Raw genomic sequence first — 20,436 nt, forward strand, 5'->3', positions numbered from 1 at the left:
AGTACCGAAAAATGCTTCTCCTGCATCCCAGTTTTCTTTTTTTGCTGTCTCATATGCATTCATTCCGCCGCGGACAACGCAGCCCATTCTCTCAACAATTCCTAAGATGTCAAATGCTTCCACCTGCTGCATCTGCGTCACCGGCGCTACGCCCGCCAGCATACACACGATCAGCAGCGTGCTTATAATCCTCTTCCACGCTCGTTTCCTCATAAACTACCTCCTTTTCGTACCAAATCTGATACTTATATAAAGGCAGAAAAAGGAAAATCCTTTCACTTATACGTTCAATCATCATTGAAAATTTCTTAACTTATAACACTGCAATACAAAGATTTGTAACGCAGAGATGCTGTGGATATATAATTTACAAGTTTTATATTATACGTTAAAATATAAACATGATTTTTAAGAAACGAGGGAAATAGAATGGCAACTACAGAAGAACATTGCACAGGCTGTGAGAACGCCTGTCCGATCAATGCATTAAGCTGTGCAAAGGGACGCGCTCTTCACGGAATTGCTGAGACAGCAACGAAAGAAACTCTTGTCCGGAAGCTGATCCGCTGCGGTGCACGCGCCGGACAGATTGCAGATGATCTCGACAGTTGGGGACTGGAAGAAGATATGGTAATCAATGGTTTGAACAGTGAACAACAGACACAATTATCCGATGCTCTGGATAAATTAGACGAATTATGGAAGAAGAATTTCGGGTAAATCAGAGAATAAAGAACTTTTCGTTTCCATAGCAAGCGAAAAAATGAAGAAATAAGAGAAAAGGCAAGGCACGATTCTTAAGAGTCATGCCTCGCCTTTTTATTTTTTATTTTTTTACCGGAAAGTACATACTTTCCTTAATTTCATTCAATCTCTATGCTCAAACTCTAAGCTGTCGCTTTCTTATCGTCCGTTTTTTCAAGCAATTTCTTCACTCCCTGAATAGCTACAAGCACACCAAGAATCAGCAGTAATACCGCAAAGATAAGCTGTAAAGTATTTCCAACATCCAGTCCGGTTGTCATGAATGCTTTGCTTAATTTAACGATTGTCATGCTAAGTGCTGTAAATGTAACTGCCATCATGAATACCATTGGTCCCCAGAGCATGAATCCCTGACGTTTTGTTTTCTTTAAGAATACAGCGCAGGCTACCAGTGCAAGTACAGATAATAACTGGTTTGCTGAACCAAACAGTGGCCAGATCTCTGCATATCCGACTTTTGTAAGTAGATAAGCAAGTACTAAAGTAATGATGGTTGCAAAATATTTATTTGTTACTACTTTTAAGAACGGACTCATGTTGTCCTGATCTACATCGTCATCAAGGAAGAATTCCTGGAAAGAAAGACGTCCTACTCTGGCTACAGAGTCAAGTGATGTCAGTGCAAATGCAGATACTGCAAGGTTGATAAGTGTAAATACAAGGCTATGTGGTAAACCAACCACTGACAGGAAGTTTGCGATTGCTCCCGCAAAAATCTGTGGCTGTGTTGTCAATCCCTGTGCTGCTGCTTCACCTTTTGCAAAAGAAGCAACTGCGATCAGTGCTATAACTGCAAGCATACTCTCCATTAACATTGCTCCGAAAGATACAGGAAGCATGTTTTTCTCATTCTTGATCTGTTTAGAAGCAGTACCGGAAGATACCAGTGAATGGAATCCGGAAACTGCACCACATGCGATTGTTACGAATAAGATTGGGAACATATACTGTCCGTCAACATTAAAGCTTGTAAATGCTTTCAGGTTGCAGGATGGATTTGATACAAATACACCAATAACTGCTCCAACGATCATGAAGATCAACAGATAACTGTTCAGATAATCTCGCGGCTGAAGCAATGCCCATACCGGCGCCACACTGGCAACCAGGATATATGCAAAAATGATGACATGCCATACTCCAAGGCTTAAGTATACCGGGAAATGAAGTCCAAGTGCTACTGCTAATACTAATAATACAATTGCTACTGCTGTGTTTACCCATTTGTTGAATTTTGTATATTTCAGGAACATTCCAAGTCCGACAGCTTCAATGATAAATAACATAGAAGTTGTTGCTACAGCTCCGTTTGCAACTACTTTTGTAATCTTTCCGGCTTCATCTGCATTGAATCCGTTAAATGTTCCGGCTACAACATCTGCAAATGCTGCTACGACCAGAATACAGAACAGCCAGCAGAATAACAGGAATAATTTCTTTCCTAATTTTCCAATATACTCTTCAATAATGTAACCGATTGTACGTCCTTTGTTCTTAACAGATGCATACATAGATGCAAAATCCTGAACAGCGCCGAAGAATACACCACCGACCAGGATCCAAAGCAGAACCGGAAGCCATCCGAAAATGGCTGCCTGGATTGGTCCGTTGATCGGACCTGCACCTGCGATTGATGCAAACTGATGTCCAAATACTACGTTTGTGTCAGCAGGTACATAATCAACTCCGTCTTCCATCTCATATGCCGGAGTTTTGGCATTCGGATCAATGCCCCATTTGTTTTGAAGATAACGGCCATACAGAAGATATGCTCCTCCGAGTACAACAATGGCAATTACCATCATCAATATTCCACTCATAAAGTAATTCCTCTTTTCTTTTTATTATTTATTAGTAATCTATATAAAAAAACGCCTTTGCTGTCCTTCCGGACAACAAAGGCGGAACTTTCCGTGGTACCACTTTGTATTATTGTAATTATTGCTAATTACAATCACTTGTTACTGTCTACCCAAAATATTTTATGCAGATTCTTTATTATAATCTGTCTGTTCAACTTCTGAATAAAATTTTCTTTAAACAGTTTCTTCTGTAACGTGAAGATTACGTCCCTGCCTACTTTTTATGCTCTTCCTGATTCCGTCTGTTCAGCGGGATGCTCCTGGGTGATATCTCAAAAGTCTTTCTGTCGTTTCACACCAACCAACGACTCTCTGAATTCCGGATGTTTTGTGACGTATCCCTTTCATCGCATTTCTTATATATATGTTTTTATCAATTTATTTTTTATACATAATGTTTTACACTTTTTTGTTTTGAATTTCAAGATTATATTTCAACAACTTTATTGATTTTTCCGAGTATTTTTTATGCATATTTATAAAATTTTCGTTAATAATATACTTTTCTGTTCCATTTACAACATGCATTTGCATTATTGTAAGAATGACCATTGAACATCAGCCTGATATTATGCTTCTTTATTCCACAGGCAATGCTTATATTCATAATGAACTTTTTAATAACATCTGCGAACTAAAAAACATTTCCTGGCAAGCACATCGTGTTTTCAGTTTTTGCCTCTGGCATTATATACTGTGAAAAGGTATAATAAATTGTAACTTATAATATACATATTCTACTGCTCCGACCTGGAGTTTACAGAATATGAAAAAGTATAATAACAGGTGATATTATGCAAATAACTTACATTAACCACAGTGGATTTTTGGTTGAAACTGCGGACTGCTACTACATTTTTGACTACTATAAAGGGGAGCTTCCAAAACTTGATAAGAGTAAAGAGGTTATCGTCTTTTGCAGTCATTTTCATCCGGATCATTTCAATCCAAAGATTTTTAAGATTCTGAATGATATGGAAATGACTTATCAGGCAGTTTTAGCGAAAGATATCAGCAAAAAGAAGTACCCGGCAGGAGTGAAGATCACAACTGCTCATCATGATCAGGAATATATTCTTGACAACGGTACGCGCATCCATACACTGCTTTCTAACGACAGTGGTGTCGCATTTATCGTCAAAACAGACGATGGCACGATCTACCATGCCGGTGACCTGAATGACTGGTATTGGGAGGGCGAGCCTGATGAAGACAACCGCCAGATGACCTCTATGTATCGTGCTGAGATTAACAAGATCAAGGGCGATCATTTTGATGTTGCTTTCGTCCCTCTTGATCCAAGGCAGGAAAGCCACTATGCAGACGGAATGATTTATTTTCTGGATAATATAGACTGCAAAAATGTTTTTCCAATGCATTATTGGAATAAGCCGGATATAATCACCAGATTCATTACCGAATATCCACAATACCCATCACGAATCAGAAATACAGAATTAGCAAAAGGAGAAGAACTATGAGCTTTAAGATGATTCACGAAAACTACAATGTGTCCGACCTGGACAAATCCATCAAATTTTACAATGATGCACTTGACTTACATGAAGTAAGAAGAAAAACTACAGACGATTTTATCATTGCATATTTAAGCAATGATTCCAGTGATTTCGAACTGGAACTGACCTGGCTTAAGGAACACCCGCAGGCATATGATCTTGGCGAATGTGAATTTCATCTGGCATTTAAAGCAGATGATTATAAAGCAGCTCACAAGAAGCATGAAGAAATGGGCTGCATTTGCTTTGAAAACCCGGAAATGGGCATCTATTTCATTGAAGATCCGGACGGGTACTGGCTTGAAATCCTGCCTTAAACAAAACGAAGGGGGGTCGACATAATTAACAAGTTATTTCACGGCATAACTCTAAAGGAAAAATGCACTGCCTTTTCAGGCAGTGCATCTTAAACGTTGCAACTGGCTGTCATTTTACAGACCCTATAGCTTTGCGTCTCAGCCTTTCGACTGATTTGCCGACGAATCTTTTATTTGTATTATATTGTACATTTTTCATTAATTCTGTTTATTATAAATATTTCATCATTGTTGGCACAAGAATGTTCATATCAACAGGCTTTGCAACATGAGCATTCATTCCAACAGAAAGAACCTTTTGTGTATCTTCTGCAAAGGCATTGGCAGTCATCGCAATAATCGGAATCCTGGCTTTTTTCGTATCCTTCATCTTTCGGATTGCTAATGTGGCATCATATCCGTTCATAACCGGCATCTGAATATCCATAAGGATCATCTTGTAATAACCGGCATCCGCTTTTTCAATCATGTCAACGCATGCAACACCATCATTTGCGGTCTCAACAATACAGCCTTCTTCCTTCAATAGTTCTGTTGCAATCTCCGTGTTGATCTTATTATCTTCGACTAATAAGATTCGAACACCATTCAAGCAATTCTTATTGCTCAGATTACTATTTTTCTTCACTATAGAGTCTTCTTTTGATGCTTTCCTGCATGGAATAGTTACTGTAAATGTGGAACCTTTACCTTGCTTGCTTTTCACTTCTATAGTTCCATCCATGAGTTCAACAAGCTTTTTCGTAATGCACATTCCGATGCCGCTGCCCTCAATATGACTGGATGTAGTGTTACGTTCTCTTTCAAAAATTTCAAAAATACGCTTTTGAAATTCCTCAGACATACCAATTCCATTATCGGTAATAGTAACGATCATATTGCACCAATCTTCTCTTTCGCAAGATTTCTGTATAACATTACAGGATATCGTACCTCCTGTATTTGTATACTTTATTGCATTGCTTATAATATTAAGACAGACTTCTGACAGGTGCGGTGCATCCATATATACATACGGATACATGATTTGTTCTGCCAGAGAGATCGTCTGGTTTTTACTTTCTGCCTGTTGTTGGAACATAATGACACAATTTTCAAAGCATTCATGGACATTCGAAACAGTGTATTCCATTTCGACCTTGTTATTTTCAATTCTTGCAATGTCCAAAACATTACCTAGCATCGACAAAAGTTCTTTTCCGCATATTTGGATTTCTTCAAGATATCTGCCAAGCTTATCTGTTTCTTTCAAATGTCTGGATGCGAGATCTGCATAGCCAATGATCGCATTCATAGGAGTCCTGATGTCATGAGACATATTATACAGAAATGATGATTTTGCTTTATTTGCACATTCTGCTTTTAATTTAGCTTCCCGCAATTCTTCCTCTTGCTTTAATTCCCGCATTTTTTCATCTGTCACATCTCGATTCGCAATCAGCACGGATGTAACATTTCCATTTTTATCATAACTCTGCGGAACAACCATGGAAAGAAACCATGATCCATTCTTCTTTTTGAATTCAGAAGACATAGATTCTTTATTATGAAGACGTGCCGCCATGGTTTGTATATCAAAAAAATCTATATACTTCTGCACAAATGGCTCTGCTATAATATCTTCTATAATCTTGAACTGAGGCTTCCAATCTGCGATATTATCTTTTATATCCAAATCTGTTTTTCGGGATCTTTTGACAAGTTCGATCTTTTTCGTTTTTAAGTTCAGCCTTGAGATTTGATAATAGGCAGTGCCTAATGCATGAAAGGCCTGCCGGTTTTTTTTCACCTGCTTTCCCAATGTAAGAGGGAACTCTTCGCCGTCCATCTGCTCCAAATCCGGTGTTGACTGATGCAGATGCTGAACCAGCCATTTTCCATTCGTCCACTTGTAGATAATCGTAAATCTTGTCTCCATTTTAAAACAGATCGAACCATCTTTAAACAGACCAATAAAATCTACTGTTCCATGTGCAAGAACATGGTCATCATCAAGCCGTTCTTCTTCCTGATGTAAATTTTGTATTTCGATTCTGATTTTACCTCTTCGTTTTATACCAACTTTAAATGATTCTAAAAACTCATGTAGATTCGTAAACAACTCATGTTTCCCGGTTCCAATCAGACTAATATTTTCATCAAAATAATTCTCTATACCAAAATCATTTATTGATTCGGCATTAATATATATTTTCAAAAGTTGCTCTGTAAGTTTTTTGAAATCATTCATACGCTTCCCTCTCTCTTAAAAGACTGAAAAGGCTTTAAGTTTTCTGTTTTATTTTTAAAATTTATCCACGTTTCATTCTCTTCCAAAAAAGTCTGAATATACATGTCAAATTGCTTACTTTATTATATCACAGCGACATATTATTCCGCCATCATTTTTCATGACATATGTTCATGACAATTTCCCCAAGAAGAAATAATAATATATTTGGTGGCTACACCCGGATCTGACTGTGCATTAAATGTACTTGCTATATATTTTAACTTTTTAATAATATTATCTTTGCGAAGATAAAAGAAATGGATTTTATGTATTGTGATTGTTGTTAGGGCAAGACCCTAACAAAGAAAAAGAGCATATGGAATTTGAATCCATACACTCTATGATTTCATAAACTTAAAGTTATTACTCTGTCAGTCGATTCTCCTCGCCCCAGACACAGAGCTGATCCAGCACCTTCATCAGCGACTTTCCACGCTCAGACAAGGAGTACTCCACCTTCGGTGGGATCTGCGGATACTCGGTACGGACGATCAGTCTATCTGCTTCCAGTTCCTTGAGATTCATGCTGAGGGTCTTGTCGGAAATGGTTTTCAGATACCGTTTCAGTTCATTGAACCGCACGGTTTCAAACTCCATCAGGCAGTAAAGAATGACCATCTTGTGCTTGCCGGAGATCAGCGACAACGTGTAGGCAAAGCCAGTGTCCTCGAAATTGGCGTTCTCAATATAGTTCTGTATCATTTACTTTCTCCTAAGATAGTACCTATCATAATTGCCAGTACTTGAATTTATAATATGCATGGATATAATTATAAGCAGGAGGAACAGTCCTGTCAATATGATCACAAGGAGGAGTTATCATGAGAACAAAACTGAAAATTACCGAAGGCATTTTTCCCATGCCGGTTCTGATGGTTGCAACTTACAACGAGGACGGCAGCGTCAATGTCATGAATGCCGCATGGGGTACCATGCAGGAGCGGGATTCCGTTGTTCTGAACCTCACCGAGACACACAAGACCGTACAGAACATCAAGACTCGGGGAGCATTCACCATCAGCGTTGCCGATGCAGCCCACATAGTGGAAGCAGACTATTTCGGCGTAGAGTCCGGCAATAAAGTTGCCGATAAATTTGCCCGCAGCGGTCTGACCGCCAGCAAAGCAGAAAAAGTAGATGCCCCTGTCATCAACGAATTTCCTCTCTGCCTGGAGTGCAGGTTCATCGAGTATCAGAATAATGAATACGGATGCGGCGTCATCGGCAAGGTGGTCAATGTCACTGCCGATGAGAGCGTTATGGTGGATGGGAAAATTGATATGTCTAAGGTCAACGCCATCGCATTTGACCCCTACACCCACGGCTATTATAAAGTCACCGAGCGTGTGGGCGAAGCATTTCGAGATGGCTTAAAGCTGAAAAAGTAAGGTGTGCAGAAAAGGAGCTTTCGCATAAGCAAAGGCTCCTTCTTATTTCTCTTTAGTGATTATTGATCAATAAATTGGGCTTCGTCCCCCCCAAGTTTTATATTTCTTATGGTTTTCTTCAACAACTTCATATCAACTGGTTTTGAAATATGAGCATTCATTCCAGCAGCGAGAGTGTGCTGCATATCCTCTGAAAATGCATTGGCAGTCATAGCAATAATCGGGATCGTCTTTGCCTGTTCATGTGAACTTCTACGGATTGCCTTCGTTGCCTCATAACCATTCATAACAGGCATTTGTACATCCATCAAGATCATATCATACTCACCGGGCACGGACTGTTCAAATGCTTCCAAAATCCTTTTGCCATTTTCACAAATAGTACACTCTGCACCTTCAAGCTTTAATAATTCCATTAGGATTTCTGCATTCAACTCATTATCCTCTGCACAAAGGAAGCGCATTCCATCCAGAATATCACTATCTGTCTCATGCATTTCTATCTGTTCTGTCGAAGAAACTACTCTGTTCTCCACAATTTTTAGATTTAAGATTACTTTAAAACTACTTCCGCGATTCGGTTCGCTTTCAACCTCAATCGTTCCCCCCATCGATTCAACCAGATTTTTAGTGATTGCCATTCCCAGACCAGTTCCCTGTATTTTGTTTGTTACGGAACTTTCTGCACGAATAAACGCGTCAAAGATAGTTTCTTTAAAATCAGCAGACATTCCCATACCATTGTCACTGACTATAAAATGATATTTTCCATATGTAGAAGAGTTTGTCTCACTTTCTTCTGCTATAAACTGGATTACTCCACCTTCCTGTGTGTACTTTATTGCATTAGACAACAGATTACTGAAAATCTGCATCAGATGAACCTTGTCGCCATTTACCCACTCATGTTTAAGGTTTTCTTTTATGATTATAAAACTCTGATTTTTTTCGTTTGCCTGTGAATGAAATATTGTATTGAGTTCTTCTATAAAATCCAGAATAGAAAAATCAGAATATTTGAAAACTGTTTTTCCAGCTTCAATCTTGCTCATATCCAAAACATCATTAATAATTCCTAATAGATGCTGAGAAGAAATAGCTATTTTATCTGTATACTCTATAACTTTTTCTTTGTCACCGGCATTATGTCTGATTAATGATATAATACCAATGATTGCGTTCATAGGTGTGCGAATATCATGCGACATATTGGATAAAAAATCTGTTTTTGCCTTATTTGCATTTTCAGCGGTCTGTAGAGCCTCAGTAGCAATGTTCTTAGCCTTTTTCAGATTTTTATTAACTTCTTCCATTTCGCTTATAGCCATTGCCTGAAGCTCATTGTTTCTTTTTTCAAATTTAACTTTTTGATTTGCAATACTGAATCTGGAAATACTGTAGAATAATCCAGCAAAAAGCAAGATTATAAATCCTGTCATGAGCATTGTAGTAAACCCAATCATTTTCTGGTATTCTTTCAACACATTATCTACTGTCGCTTTTTTTACAATACAAATCAACATCGTATTGTTGCTTTCTATCGGACAATATCCCAAATAATAAGGCTCATCTTTCCCCAAAAGTTCTACTCCCTTTTTTCTCCCCGCAATCTTTTTATTCAGAGAATCAAACTCTTTTTCTGTTATAGCATAATCACTTTTCAAATGTTTCAGTAATGAATAATTTCGAAAAAAAATGTCATCCTTCTGGTTCGTATAAGTAATATTTCCATCATCATCCAACATGAAGAGATATGCACTTCCATCATATCCTCCAAGATCTAACATGGAGTCTAATTTCGAATGATCATACACTGTTCCAATCGCTGTATAAGTTTCCCCATTAATCGTATATTCCTGACATGGAATTGCTACCAAATAACCGTCTTTTTTCACTTGTTCAAATTCAAAAGCGACCAATTTTCCAATATTAAATCCGTTTCTCAAATCCAGCAAAAGCTTACTAGGCATATCAACTTTCAGTTTTGTTCCATCTGAGGTTATAGCTTTTCCATTTTCCTGTAGAAATAAAAGTGTACTCTCAGATTCTTTTTCCCATGCCTTAAAAAAGTTTCGGTTATTATCCGTTTCAAGGGATATTTTCTTCTCTTTATGCAGATAGCTCTCAACTAAATGTAACTGTCTATAGTATCCACTCACTTGCATATCATAGGTCTGTTGAATCTGTTCGACAACAGCTTCCATACTGATTTCTCCATTTACCTCAATATATGTATTCATCCTATTCAACAGAAACTTTACAAAAACAAAACTTAAAAGAATGAAAATTATGACAAACAATGGCATTATTATTTTTTTTCTCTTAATTATCTCTTGTTCTATTTGCACTTTATTTTTCAACCTCTATATAGTCTTCTGGTGCTGACGGTTGCTGCCCATTTGACATGGCCGCAATCCATGCACTAGATAATGTTGTATCCTCTATTTGCTCAATAGCACATTTTGGATTAATTTTTTTCAAAATAGATTTTGTCGTATCCGTAAGAAGAATGGAATATTCTTTTTCTGTGTCTATTTTTTTATCATTTATTGTTATATCCTTTAATGAGAATCCGTTTTCTTCGTTTTTGACAATTATTTTCATACCAGATGCAATCGGCAATTCGTATTTTGTGGTTACATAAAAATTCTCATCAGCCTCTGTAAGGTATTTTTTAACGAGTTCATAAACCTGCTCACCGTTGAGCTTTACAAGATATAATGGGGTATCTGAATTCTTCGCTGTCATCAGACCGACCCGGCTTCTGGTGCATTCTCCTTTGTAAATAGAAGAAGTATAATAATAATATGGTGTCAGAGCCAACTGTGCATCATTTTCTTCTCTGATTGTAGTTAAAATAGATGATGCTGCATCTCGACCGCTCTTATCATTCAATGAAATGGAATACTCGTTTCCAAAATTCACTGTACTTTTTTCTTTTGAATCTTTACTATTCATTGCACTACGAAAAGCATTATAAGCCTGCATTTCATCCATTTTTCCTGATAATAATCCGTGAACAGCTTCAAGACTGGCATCGAATGATTTTTGAGCAGAATATCGGATATAAATAAAAGTATCCTTAATTTCTTCTTCCAAGCCTGGTACATTCTGCATCATTGATGGAACATCTGTGTTAAACGAAATCACACCACTTCCATCTGCAATCAGTTTTTGTCCCTGTTCCGAGTTCATACAATCCAGCACATCTAATGCTGTATCCAGTTTTTCCTGGTTTTTTTCCAATTCTTTATTGAATGCAATATTTAAGGATGGGAACATATACACAAAAGAACTATCTGAAGTCTGTGAAAAATAAGGAATACGAATTAGTTCCGCATCCATCTGATCTTGTAATTTTTGCATATCTGTAGGCTGTCCATGAAACATTGCTGATTTTCCTTCAACAAACATCTGAGTTCCTGTATTACTATTAACATTAATATCCTCTTTACTAAAATGCGAATCTTTAAGGAACTGACTTGTTTCCGAAAAAATTCTTTTCCATAGTACGTCGTCAAATTTTATTTCACCAGCTGAAGTTTCGGCTTTGTTTCGCCAGTCAATACCATCCAAACTTGTAAATTCACCAATCGCTGCCGCCTGAATTATTTCTTGATTTGACCAGTCTTCTGCAAGGTCCATCGAGTAAGGTTTTATACCCTTATCATAAAATTGCTGGCAAACCTGTACGTATTCTTCATAATTTTCCGGAACTTTGATTCCATACTGATCAAACAGTGTCTTGTTGGCAATAATCGTCTGCGGAAGTGCACAGATTGGCAACCACTGAATTTCATCATCTGTATTCTTATAATATTCCACTGCATAGGAATAGTACTTAGAAACCACATCATAAGAAGCAAAATCCATAAGATATGGCTGTAAATCCTGCGCATCCGTTCCAGAGAATCGACGTACTGTCATGATGTCCGGCAACTCACCATGCTCTTTAAAATAGCTATATAAATCAGTGTCATTATTTCCAATAATAAATTCAATATCCTGATCTGGAAACTGCTCATGGATGTAAGGAGCAATATTTTTCATTAAACGATTTTCCCACAGATACACGGTAAGGTGATCGTCCTTTTTAGATTGTCCACACCCAGCCAAAATACCAGTTACTAAAAGTACACCTGACACCAATGCGGCCAGATAATATTTTGTTTTTTTGCATACGTCAAATTCCTTATTCTTTCGATTAAAACACATTTCAATATTTTCGTTTTACAAGCCCTTTAGCTTTGTGTCACAGATTTTCATCTGCTTTGTCTCAATTCTTTCAATTATAGCATTTTATTTTTTCACGTCTATATTTTTCACGTTAATGAAAAAAATTTTTATTTTTTCTTTTCCCCACTGTAAAACAGCCTCTGAGCGTTTCGTTATATAGAGGGGTACAAATAAGAGCAAGACCGCTCCTTGAAAGGGACTTATACCACAGAACAATTACTCCACACTTTAAAAGACATAAAATTTACGGATATAGAAGAACATGGCTTCATGATGACTATACAGCGATAGCTCCTTATATTTTTGGAAATCGGAAAATAAAACTCGTTCCGATACCTTCGATACTTTCGACGTGAATGGTTCCATTGTGGAGATTTACAATCCAACGCACCATAGAAAGGCCGAGTCCGGTACCGCCATTTTCTCTGGAACGGCTTTTGTCTATGCGATAGAAACGCTCCCAGATTCTGTCCAGGTGTTCCTCACTTATTCCAATACCATCATCTTTCACTTCTCCGACAATCTGGTCATTTTCGGCCTTCAGGATAACATGGATATGTCCATTTATTTTTCCGTAATTGATGGCGTTGGTTATTAAATTTATCATCATACGCAAAATCAATGTCTGGTCGCCATTCATAAATAAGTCATCCTGCTTTTGCAAGGTGATCTCGATATTTTTTTCCTGTGCTTTTGTCTGCAGTTCTTCTATTACAAATTCGCTTAATAAACCAAAATCCAGTTTTTCCATCAGATGCTGCTCGCCCTGTTCGTTTCTGGCGATCATTAACATTTCGCTTGTCAGCTTTGACATTCGTTTTGCCTGCTTTAAGATGACTGCAATCTCTTCCTTATCTTCCGCAGATAAGTTTTCATTTTCCAATAAGTACTCACACTGGGAAATGATAACAGCAACGGGAGTTCGCAGTTCATGGGATACGTCTGATGTGAATTGACGTTCCTTCTCAAATGAAAGTTCCAATCGCTCGAACATTCCGTTAAATTTCTCCGACAATTCGTATAATTCATCGTTTGCTTTTGGCAGAGACAATCGTTTGGAAAGATCTTTTCCATTGCTGATGTTTTCAACTTCATCGCAGATAAGATCCACCTGTCTCAATGCCCGTTTGATCATAAAATATCCGATGGCCCCGATCAGAATAATAAGTAATGGGAATACAATCAACAGCATTTTCTCGGATGTCTGCATGAAAAGTTCTATAGAATGTACAGAGGTAATTCCTCGTACCCATATTTCGTCATCATCACCGTAAGTGTAAATGCTGTCATATATCATCCATTTTCGATTTGATCCGGTTATCATTCGCGGTGTATTCGACTTGAGGATAATTTCTTCTGGAAATTGGGTTGGAATCCTTCCATAAAGTAATCGTCCGTTTTTGTCATAAATACAAAACATAATACCGTCATCGTAAAATTCGGTATCGCCGTCAAGATAAAAGGAATCATCCTGAAAATTAATATTTGAAGAGAAACCGGTCACTGCGGCACTGATTTCTTCTTCTGTCGCAGAAATTCCAACCCTATCCACAAAAAGAAGGACGAAAACTAAAATAGTCCCAAGAACTACGGCAATGATTCCGGTGTACCATAGCGTAATTTTTTTCTTGATCGTCAGCTGTTTCATTCGTTTTCCCTCATTACATATCCGACACCGCGAACAGTGTGGATGAGTTTTTGTTCATATTGTGCATCGATTTTTTTTCGCAAATAGCGAATGTATACGTCGATCACATTGGAACCACCTTCAAAATCAAAGTCCCACGCATTCTGCTCAATCTGCTGTCTTGTCATTACGATATTTTTGTTGCGCATAAGACATTCCAAAACCATAAATTCTTTTGCAGAAAGATCAATCTCATTCCCGGCTCTTGTAACCTTTCTTGTGTCACGATCCAGAATAAGATCTGCTATTTTTAGTTGATTGGATGTAAATTGTGGCTTTCTACGCATCATGACACGGATTCTTGCAAGCAGTTCTTCAAATGCAAATGGTTTGATCAGGTAATCATCGGCACCAAGATCCAGTCCTTTGACGCGGTCTTCAATGCTGTCTTTTGCTGTCAGTAACAGAACCGGTGTATCATCTTCTCGTCGCCTTAATTCTCTTAAGATTTCATATCCGTCCTTTCCCGGCAACATGATATCAAGAATAATACCATCGTAGGAAGTCATATCGATATAATCCATCGCTTCCAGACCATCCCCACAGGCATCTACACTGTAATGTTCCTTGACAAGCCTTTTTTTGACAATGTTTCTTAAATCATTTTCGTCTTCTACAATCAGTAATCTCATAATGTAATTATTATAATACCAATCGTTTTCGGGTACTAGAGCCCTTTTTTCATTTTCTGAAATTACTATTTGTTTTAATCTTTTTTTAATCTTCCCCCTATATGATACATATAACAGCAAAAACAAAACACCCAAGAGCCGAAAGGAGAACATGTTATGAAAAAATTATTAGTAGTTTTATTATCCCTCACATTAATATTTGCTTTTACAGGATGCACCTCATCCAATAATGAAGCTGCAGAAGATATGGAAATTAAGACACAGGAAGTTGTAACATCAAATACAGATGACGATGATGATAACATCAGTAACACAGAAAACGCAGTAGAGAATGTGAACGAAAAGGATTATGATTTCTCTTCTTATGAAAATGATATCCGTAATATAACAAAAAGTGTAAACAAGGCAAAAAGATCTACAAATGCATCTGAGAATCACAAACAATTTTACGCTTTGAAAAAACAGGTAGACGCAGTTGATGACGAACTGGATAAACTTGATGATGAATTTGAGTATGCTTACCAGATGAAAGAGATTAGCTTCGAGATATACAAAACGAGAGAACGCGCGATTGAAAAACTGGAAGATGAACTGGAATTAGCAGAAGAAGCGCTGGAAAACAAATACGGCATTGATGATTAATTCCGTCTGGGCTACAAGAATGTGGCAGAACTTTCTTAATTTCTAAAATCGGGTAGGAGGTAGATAATTATTTTATGAAAATTTTGTATTTTTCTGAAATTTAGTACAGAAAAGAGCATATGGCTTTTCTCCACATGCTCTTTTTTAGTAAACTGTTAATAGACATCAGATATAATAAGATTCGATCATTATTCTGTCATAGATCAGCAACAGTTGGGAGAGATTGTTTCTTTTCCCGCCTTTTTCTGATTTACATCCCCGAATAAGGGGTGACAACAGAGCGAAACCCAAATGTTAGCTGGAAATTGATCATTTTTCATTTCCCAATTGCAATTTTATAGGACTCATTATACTCTTTTTCAATTACTCTGTCACCGGCTCTATCCAACTAATCGATTGGAAACGGATTTGAAATAAGGTGATCTGTAATTATAATTTTCATTATTTACACTCATCCAGCCAGCCTTCTTTCCATACCGGAACTCAAGATAAATTTTTCCGTTAGAGAATGTAAGCTTTTTCAAAACTACTTTCTTTCCTGCCGGAACTTTACATGCGACTTTACTACCGTTATAGAGGTTTACTTTTTTTGCAGTTACAAAAGTGTTTTTCTTAAATAATTTACTGTAGTAATCGTTGCGGTCATTGCCGATTATACTTTTTACAGTAGATGTTGTTGCATCTGCTAATACAAGCTTGTTGTTGCTTACTCGATAATCCATCGTCCAATTGAGCCAACCTGTTTCAGCCGGCTGATCTGCATGTTTGAGCGTCAGGCTGTTTTTCTTTGCAGATACGATCTCGCATGCTGTATCATCTAATTTACTTACACATACAAACTTTTTGGATTTATTATCATATCTGTAAATTTTGTTGTCATTGATACAGTCATTATCACCGATTGCCATCAGCTGGACGAATTCATTTTTATTTGTCATTCTGGCATACTTCGCATTCACAGAGTTGATGCCCTGATTTGCATAACTCTTAGAATATGCCAGCTTATTATTTACTGTGATTTTCACTCGACTTACACAATCATCTTTTCCTATGATTGTTTTTACGAGTATCTTATCCATCTTACCATCGCCGGTAACATCCGCCGATATTTCCTTTTTGACCGGCACATTTCTTACAGATGCCGCCTTCGTCATCGTCGGAAATGCCAGACACATAGATGCCACAAGGGCACAGGACAAAGCTACTTTTACTGATTTGAAATAAGTATTTTTCATGATGATTTCTCCTTCTATTGCACTACACAAAAACACTGTTCTAATATAAAGATATGCTCTTCATTTACGAAATTATTATAGCAAACAATTATTAAAAATATAGAATAATATTCTTAATATTTCTTTACATTTATCAATCCAGATGATAGCGTGGTTTTCCAACGCTCTTCTTTCCATATTCGATAGCTTCCGCCGGGCAATAGCAGATGCATGCCATACAATGTGTACAGGCATCACAATCTGCGCTGTTCCCATATACTGCCATTTCTTTTTCTCGGCAAGCCTGCGATTATATTTTGCTGCATCTCCGATTTCACTGCCACAATCCATCACAAACCAGATTCGCTTCGCACCTGTAAGCTTTCATTTTTTCATAAAACCTATTCTGTTTTTCGATTTCTGTGCTATAATGCTTTATTGTAAAAATTCCCATAGACAAAACGAGGTGAACCAAGTGAAAAAAAAAGCACTTGTGCCTCTTATCACTTTTTTACTGGGCATATGCCTTGTTAGTTTGATTGTATACAAAACAGACACCCACGAAAAAGAGCAGAGACACATAACAGCACAATTAAACGTAGCCACCTATGGCGAACGAATAAAGAATGAAATTACAAATGGAATTGAGATCACAGATACCTTGAAGCAAATCTTAATAAGTGAAGATGGCGAAATCCATCAGTTTGAAACAATTGCAGGAAATCTTATGTCTGATTCTATTGAAAGTGTACAGCTCGCTCCTAATGGTGTTGTTACAGATATTTATCCGGCTAATGGAAATGAGACAGGTAAGATTGATTTGATCCATGATAAAGACCGCGGAAAAATTTCCTGTTACGCAAGAGACAACCATACAATCATTACGCAGGGCCCCTTCAAATTAAAACAGAGAGGATATGGAATTGCAGTCCGCAATCCCGTATACCTGAAAGATAAAAACGGACATGAGTATTTCTGGGGATTTACTATTGTTATCCTGCGTGTTCCGGATATTTTTTCAGATTCAATCAGTGCACTTTCAAATTTTGGATACGAATATAAAATTTCAAAAACAGTCGCTCCATGGAGTGATACTTATAAAGTGGTTTATCAATCAGATGGGCAAACAAATCATCCTGTTTCTTATACATTTACAATAGGAGATGAAAACTGGAAATTTGAAGTAAGTCCTAAAAGTGGATGGAGAAATGCCACTCTACTGATAATCATCATCGGAATGTTTCTTACAATAAGCCTTCTCCTGTCAGTTCTTACCAGAATATGGTTAGTAGAAAATGAACATAAGAAAAAGTTTCAGATACTGGCGCGCACAGATTCTCTTACAAATATTTATAACCGCTATGGATTTGATGAATTTGCAGAAAAAATGATTCAAAAAAATCAAAAAGCACATTTTGTGGCTGCGCTCCTTGATATCGATGATTTCAAGTTTATTAATGATATCTATGGACATAATTACGGAGACAGGGCACTAAAGAATCTTGCAGACAGCATGAAGACTTTTTTCCCATCCGATGCATTACTTGGAAGAAATGGTGGTGACGAATTCTGCATTCTTTTACCAAATTGTACTTTTGCAGAAGCAGATATACAGCTGCAGAAATTCACCAAACTTCCTAAATCATTCTCATACCATGGTAAGGAACATGCATTTTATATTTCTCTAGGATATGCAGAATATCCAACATTTGCATCCAATCGTTCACAACTCATGCGCTGCGCAGATGCCGCTCTTTATGAAATAAAGCTTCGTGGAAAAAATGGATGTATGGTCTACAGAGAAGGATTTCGGTCAGGTGCCCGCAAACAACTTGGATTCACATTCAAGGATATCTCTGAACATCTTCCAGGTGCATTCATCATATACAGAGCTGACAAAGAAGATGATGAACTATTTTTTGCAAATGATGAATTTCTTCATATGTCCGGATATAAAGATATAGATGAACTGTTCAGACTTACTGAGAAAAGTTTTCGCAACTTGATTCGTGAAGATGAACAGCAACAGATAGAATCAAGTATCTGGGAACAGATTGACAATGGCAATGAAAATGACTATATTCACTTTCATCTTCGAAAAGCTGACGGAACTTATTTTTCTGTTCTTGATCAGGGAAGAATTGTAGAGAGCCCGCAATACGGGAAAGTATTTTATGTATTGTTCATGGATTGGGAAGATATGCATATTCGTTACAATGATAAATTCGCAAGATAAAATATTGCAAAAAACAGAGCGTATGATCTATTTTCATATAATGTTTATGTCGGCAAGCTCTATCAAAAGGAAATCGACTTTGTTGCTCAGAGAAGCAACGAGAAGTTTTATATTCAGATCAGCGACAACATTTCCGGGCAGTAAACATTTGAGAGAGAATGCTTTCCTCGGCTTCAGATTCGAGATGCTTATCCGAAAATGATTATTGCTAGAACCAAACATCCCCAATATAGCTATGAAGGAATCGTAATTCACGATATAGCCGATTGGTTACTACAAGAATAAGCAAGGCGAACTGACACCCCCAAGCCCCTGTAGAATAAATAACGCCAGTACTGGATATCAAAAATCCCGCACCGGCGTTATTTATTAAAATATTTTGTTTTTTAATCTTCAACACTCTCTACTGAAACTTCTTTTTTCTTCCTACTTTTACCAGAAATCATCTTGTGTCCTGTATAAATAGCCATAATCATACAAAGCAAAGAACTTGCTGCAAAGTACTTATGACCTTCTTTTGATCCCTTATAACCTGTATAAAAAGTTCCAAGCATTGTAATCAGTGCACCGATAGACCAATATTTATGTGATTTCATTCAGATACCTCCTGCCGTTTTTCTTAATCATATACCTTTTAAAAGATATATACAAACTAGAATTGTTCAAGCTTTTCAAATACTAACGTTCTTAATTCTGTTCAATAATTGATTTATAGTAGTTACCAAAGTCAGCAAGTGAATTAACAATTGGAAGCATTTTTGTTCCGAGTTCCGTTAAGCCGTATTCAACTCTCGGTGGCTGCTCATGGTAATCGTGGCGATATGCCAGCCCATCACTCATCATTTGTCTTAAACTATCTGTCAAAACCTTTTGTGAAATACCATCTATACTTCGTTGTAGCTCATTGAATCTCCATGGACGCTCTTTCAAGTTACGCAAAATCAGCAGTTTCCATTTTCCTCCGATAAGAGATACTGCTGTTGCAACTGGGCATTCCGGTAATTCTTCTTTTGCTCGCATAATTCCCACCTCCGAGTCTATTGTAACACATTCATTTTTGAGTGTACAGTTACAAAAAGGTGCGTACTTGTTTTTGTATGTGTCTCACACTATACTAATACCAAGCAACCAGAAACTACAAATTAACTATGGAGGTTATTATGGCAAATTACACAAAAACAACTATTGGAAAGGAAAACCGAATTGAGCTGCATGAAAAGTTGTCTTTAACAGGTGCAGAAATCAGTTTAAACGAACTACCTGCAGGAGCAAATGTCCCATTTGTTCATTCTCATAAAGATAATGAAGAAATCTATGGAATTCTTTCAGGTAACGGCAAAGCCGTAATTGATGGAGAAGAAATTAGCCTTTCAACTGGAGACTGGCTAAAAATCGCACCTGCTGCAAAGCGTCAGTTTTTTGCATCCGATATTTCTGGAATTACTTATATCTGCATTCAGGTAAAAGAAAATTCTCTGGAACATTTTACAGCAGAGGATGCCGTAATCGGCTAATTAAAAGTATTTATTTACAAAAATTATTTATTGTCTGTTCTACATAATCTGCGGAACAGTCTCGTTTGTACGGATAAAAAAATAAACTGAGCCACGGCTGTTCCAACACGAAATTGGTATGCTCCCCGTCAAGAGGACAATAAAAAATAATAAA

18 protein-coding genes, 2 pseudogenes and 1 riboswitch are annotated in these 20,436 nt (G+C 37.3%); of the genes and pseudogenes, 8 read left to right on the plus strand and 12 right to left on the minus strand.

What is annotated here, in order from left to right; translation table 11 throughout:
• Window positions 1-213, minus strand: a 213-nt coding sequence (locus tag DXC04_RS15640; RefSeq protein WP_199692557.1) for a hypothetical protein, incomplete at its 3' end; no start/stop codon positions are given.
• Window positions 214-429: 216 nt separating this feature from the next.
• Here DXC04_RS15640 and DXC04_RS14620 point away from each other — a divergent pair.
• On the plus strand, window positions 430-720 hold the full coding sequence (locus tag DXC04_RS14620) for a hypothetical protein (RefSeq protein WP_021859509.1): 291 nt from the start codon (window positions 430-432) through the stop codon (window positions 718-720).
• Window positions 721-887: 167 nt separating this feature from the next.
• On the opposite strand, the gene DXC04_RS14625 is transcribed toward DXC04_RS14620, so the two are convergent.
• Window positions 888-2,585 carry a carbon starvation CstA family protein gene (locus DXC04_RS14625; RefSeq protein WP_117537978.1) on the minus strand — a complete coding sequence of 566 codons (1,698 nt, stop codon included), beginning with the start codon at window positions 2,583-2,585 and terminating at the stop codon, window positions 888-890.
• Between the two features lie 836 nt (window positions 2,586-3,421).
• On the opposite strand from DXC04_RS14625, the gene DXC04_RS14630 reads away from it, so the two are divergent.
• Entirely contained in the window at window positions 3,422-4,108 is a 687-nt protein-coding gene (locus DXC04_RS14630; protein ID WP_021859507.1) for an MBL fold metallo-hydrolase, read from the plus strand.
• Window positions 4,105-4,461: a VOC family protein gene (locus DXC04_RS14635; RefSeq protein ID WP_021859506.1), complete on the plus strand. Its 357-nt coding sequence runs from the start codon at window positions 4,105-4,107 to the stop codon at window positions 4,459-4,461. Before DXC04_RS14630 ends, DXC04_RS14635 begins: the two co-directional genes overlap by 4 nt.
• A 94-nt stretch (window positions 4,462-4,555) precedes the next feature.
• A riboswitch (cyclic di-GMP riboswitch) is annotated at window positions 4,556-4,631 on the minus strand.
• Between the two features lie 41 nt (window positions 4,632-4,672).
• Here DXC04_RS14635 and DXC04_RS14640 read toward each other — a convergent pair.
• Together DXC04_RS14640 and DXC04_RS14645 are read right to left on the minus strand one after the other, a co-directional pair.
• Complete coding sequence (locus DXC04_RS14640; protein ID WP_118661275.1) at window positions 4,673-6,691, minus strand: ATP-binding protein; 2,019 nt, start codon at window positions 6,689-6,691, stop codon at window positions 4,673-4,675.
• 405 nt (window positions 6,692-7,096) lie between these two features.
• Complete coding sequence (locus tag DXC04_RS14645; protein WP_117537982.1) at window positions 7,097-7,435, minus strand: winged helix-turn-helix transcriptional regulator; 339 nt, start codon at window positions 7,433-7,435, stop codon at window positions 7,097-7,099.
• A 119-nt stretch (window positions 7,436-7,554) separates the two neighbouring features.
• Between DXC04_RS14645 and DXC04_RS14650 the strand changes: the two genes are divergently transcribed.
• The gene (locus tag DXC04_RS14650; RefSeq protein WP_117537983.1) at window positions 7,555-8,121 is read left to right on the plus strand and encodes a flavin reductase family protein; all 567 of its coding nucleotides are present in this window, start codon (window positions 7,555-7,557) and stop codon (window positions 8,119-8,121) included.
• A gap of 59 nt (window positions 8,122-8,180) precedes the next feature.
• On the opposite strand, the gene DXC04_RS14655 is transcribed toward DXC04_RS14650, so the two are convergent.
• The 4 genes from DXC04_RS14655 to DXC04_RS14675 form a co-directional block, all read right to left on the minus strand.
• Window positions 8,181-10,325, minus strand: coding sequence for an ATP-binding protein (locus tag DXC04_RS14655; RefSeq protein WP_117537999.1), 2,145 nt, complete (start codon window positions 10,323-10,325; stop codon window positions 8,181-8,183).
• A gap of 145 nt (window positions 10,326-10,470) precedes the next feature.
• Window positions 10,471-12,267 carry an ABC transporter substrate-binding protein gene (locus DXC04_RS14660; RefSeq protein WP_243112172.1) on the minus strand — a complete coding sequence of 599 codons (1,797 nt, stop codon included), beginning with the start codon at window positions 12,265-12,267 and terminating at the stop codon, window positions 10,471-10,473.
• A 385-nt stretch (window positions 12,268-12,652) separates the two neighbouring features.
• On the minus strand, window positions 12,653-14,005 hold the full coding sequence (locus tag DXC04_RS14670) for a sensor histidine kinase (RefSeq protein WP_118661277.1): 1,353 nt from the start codon (window positions 14,003-14,005) through the stop codon (window positions 12,653-12,655).
• A complete protein-coding gene (locus tag DXC04_RS14675) occupies window positions 14,002-14,676 on the minus strand; it encodes a response regulator transcription factor (protein WP_044919842.1) in 675 nt (224 codons plus the stop codon). The genes DXC04_RS14670 and DXC04_RS14675 overlap by 4 nt, the downstream gene beginning before the upstream one ends.
• A 156-nt stretch (window positions 14,677-14,832) precedes the next feature.
• On the opposite strand from DXC04_RS14675, the gene DXC04_RS14680 reads away from it, so the two are divergent.
• On the plus strand, window positions 14,833-15,318 hold the full coding sequence (locus tag DXC04_RS14680) for an entericidin EcnA/B family protein (protein WP_118661278.1): 486 nt from the start codon (window positions 14,833-14,835) through the stop codon (window positions 15,316-15,318).
• Window positions 15,319-15,698: 380 nt separating this feature from the next.
• On the opposite strand, the gene DXC04_RS14685 is transcribed toward DXC04_RS14680, so the two are convergent.
• Together DXC04_RS14685 and DXC04_RS16055 are read right to left on the minus strand one after the other, a co-directional pair.
• Window positions 15,699-16,553: a hypothetical protein gene (locus DXC04_RS14685; RefSeq protein ID WP_118661279.1), complete on the minus strand. Its 855-nt coding sequence runs from the start codon at window positions 16,551-16,553 to the stop codon at window positions 15,699-15,701.
• A 133-nt stretch (window positions 16,554-16,686) separates the two neighbouring features.
• A pseudogene (locus DXC04_RS16055) lies at window positions 16,687-16,782 on the minus strand (EFR1 family ferrodoxin); the annotation flags it as partial.
• Between the two features lie 285 nt (window positions 16,783-17,067).
• On the opposite strand from DXC04_RS16055, the gene DXC04_RS14695 reads away from it, so the two are divergent.
• Together DXC04_RS14695 and DXC04_RS14700 are read left to right on the plus strand one after the other, a co-directional pair.
• Window positions 17,068-18,768, plus strand: coding sequence for a diguanylate cyclase domain-containing protein (locus DXC04_RS14695; RefSeq protein ID WP_243112173.1), 1,701 nt, complete (start codon window positions 17,068-17,070; stop codon window positions 18,766-18,768).
• Between the two features lie 36 nt (window positions 18,769-18,804).
• Window positions 18,805-19,053: pseudogene (locus tag DXC04_RS14700) on the plus strand (ATPase); the annotation flags it as partial.
• A gap of 101 nt (window positions 19,054-19,154) precedes the next feature.
• Here the strand turns inward: DXC04_RS14700 and DXC04_RS14705 are convergent.
• Window positions 19,155-19,364 carry a DUF6219 family protein gene (locus tag DXC04_RS14705; RefSeq protein WP_008392833.1) on the minus strand — a complete coding sequence of 70 codons (210 nt, stop codon included), beginning with the start codon at window positions 19,362-19,364 and terminating at the stop codon, window positions 19,155-19,157.
• A gap of 91 nt (window positions 19,365-19,455) precedes the next feature.
• Window positions 19,456-19,788 carry a winged helix-turn-helix transcriptional regulator gene (locus DXC04_RS14710; protein ID WP_008373705.1) on the minus strand — a complete coding sequence of 111 codons (333 nt, stop codon included), beginning with the start codon at window positions 19,786-19,788 and terminating at the stop codon, window positions 19,456-19,458.
• 140 nt (window positions 19,789-19,928) lie between these two features.
• On the opposite strand from DXC04_RS14710, the gene DXC04_RS14715 reads away from it, so the two are divergent.
• A complete protein-coding gene (locus DXC04_RS14715) occupies window positions 19,929-20,282 on the plus strand; it encodes a cupin domain-containing protein (protein ID WP_118288812.1) in 354 nt (117 codons plus the stop codon).
• Window positions 20,283-20,436: the final 154 nt, after the last annotated feature.

It is taken from the genome of Dorea sp. OM07-5 (assembly GCF_003481355.1).
Lineage (GTDB): Bacteria > Bacillota > Clostridia > Lachnospirales > Lachnospiraceae > Dorea_D > Dorea_D hominis.

Bases quoted from the DNA above. Each gene is read 5' to 3' on its own strand.
- DXC04_RS14645 (WP_117537982.1), bottom strand. From the start codon at position 7,435: ATGATACAGAACTATATTGAGAACGCCAATTTCGAGGACACTGGCTTT.
- DXC04_RS14670 (WP_118661277.1), bottom strand. From the start codon at position 14,005: ATGAAACAGCTGACGATCAAGAAAAAAATTACGCTATGGTACACCGGA.
- DXC04_RS14630 (WP_021859507.1), top strand. From the start codon at position 3,422: ATGCAAATAACTTACATTAACCACAGTGGATTTTTGGTTGAAACTGCG.
- DXC04_RS14635 (WP_021859506.1), top strand. From the start codon at position 4,105: ATGAGCTTTAAGATGATTCACGAAAACTACAATGTGTCCGACCTGGAC.
- DXC04_RS14705 (WP_008392833.1), bottom strand. From the start codon at position 19,364: ATGAAATCACATAAATATTGGTCTATCGGTGCACTGATTACAATGCTT.
- DXC04_RS14620 (WP_021859509.1), top strand. From the start codon at position 430: ATGGCAACTACAGAAGAACATTGCACAGGCTGTGAGAACGCCTGTCCG.
- DXC04_RS14710 (WP_008373705.1), bottom strand. From the start codon at position 19,788: ATGCGAGCAAAAGAAGAATTACCGGAATGCCCAGTTGCAACAGCAGTA.
- DXC04_RS14675 (WP_044919842.1), bottom strand. From the start codon at position 14,676: ATGAGATTACTGATTGTAGAAGACGAAAATGATTTAAGAAACATTGTC.
- DXC04_RS14680 (WP_118661278.1), top strand. From the start codon at position 14,833: ATGAAAAAATTATTAGTAGTTTTATTATCCCTCACATTAATATTTGCT.
- DXC04_RS14625 (WP_117537978.1), bottom strand. From the start codon at position 2,585: ATGAGTGGAATATTGATGATGGTAATTGCCATTGTTGTACTCGGAGGA.
- DXC04_RS14685 (WP_118661279.1), bottom strand. From the start codon at position 16,553: ATGAAAAATACTTATTTCAAATCAGTAAAAGTAGCTTTGTCCTGTGCC.
- DXC04_RS14655 (WP_117537999.1), bottom strand. From the start codon at position 10,325: ATGGAAGCTGTTGTCGAACAGATTCAACAGACCTATGATATGCAAGTG.
- DXC04_RS14650 (WP_117537983.1), top strand. From the start codon at position 7,555: ATGAGAACAAAACTGAAAATTACCGAAGGCATTTTTCCCATGCCGGTT.
- DXC04_RS14640 (WP_118661275.1), bottom strand. From the start codon at position 6,691: ATGAATGATTTCAAAAAACTTACAGAGCAACTTTTGAAAATATATATT.
- DXC04_RS14715 (WP_118288812.1), top strand. From the start codon at position 19,929: ATGGCAAATTACACAAAAACAACTATTGGAAAGGAAAACCGAATTGAG.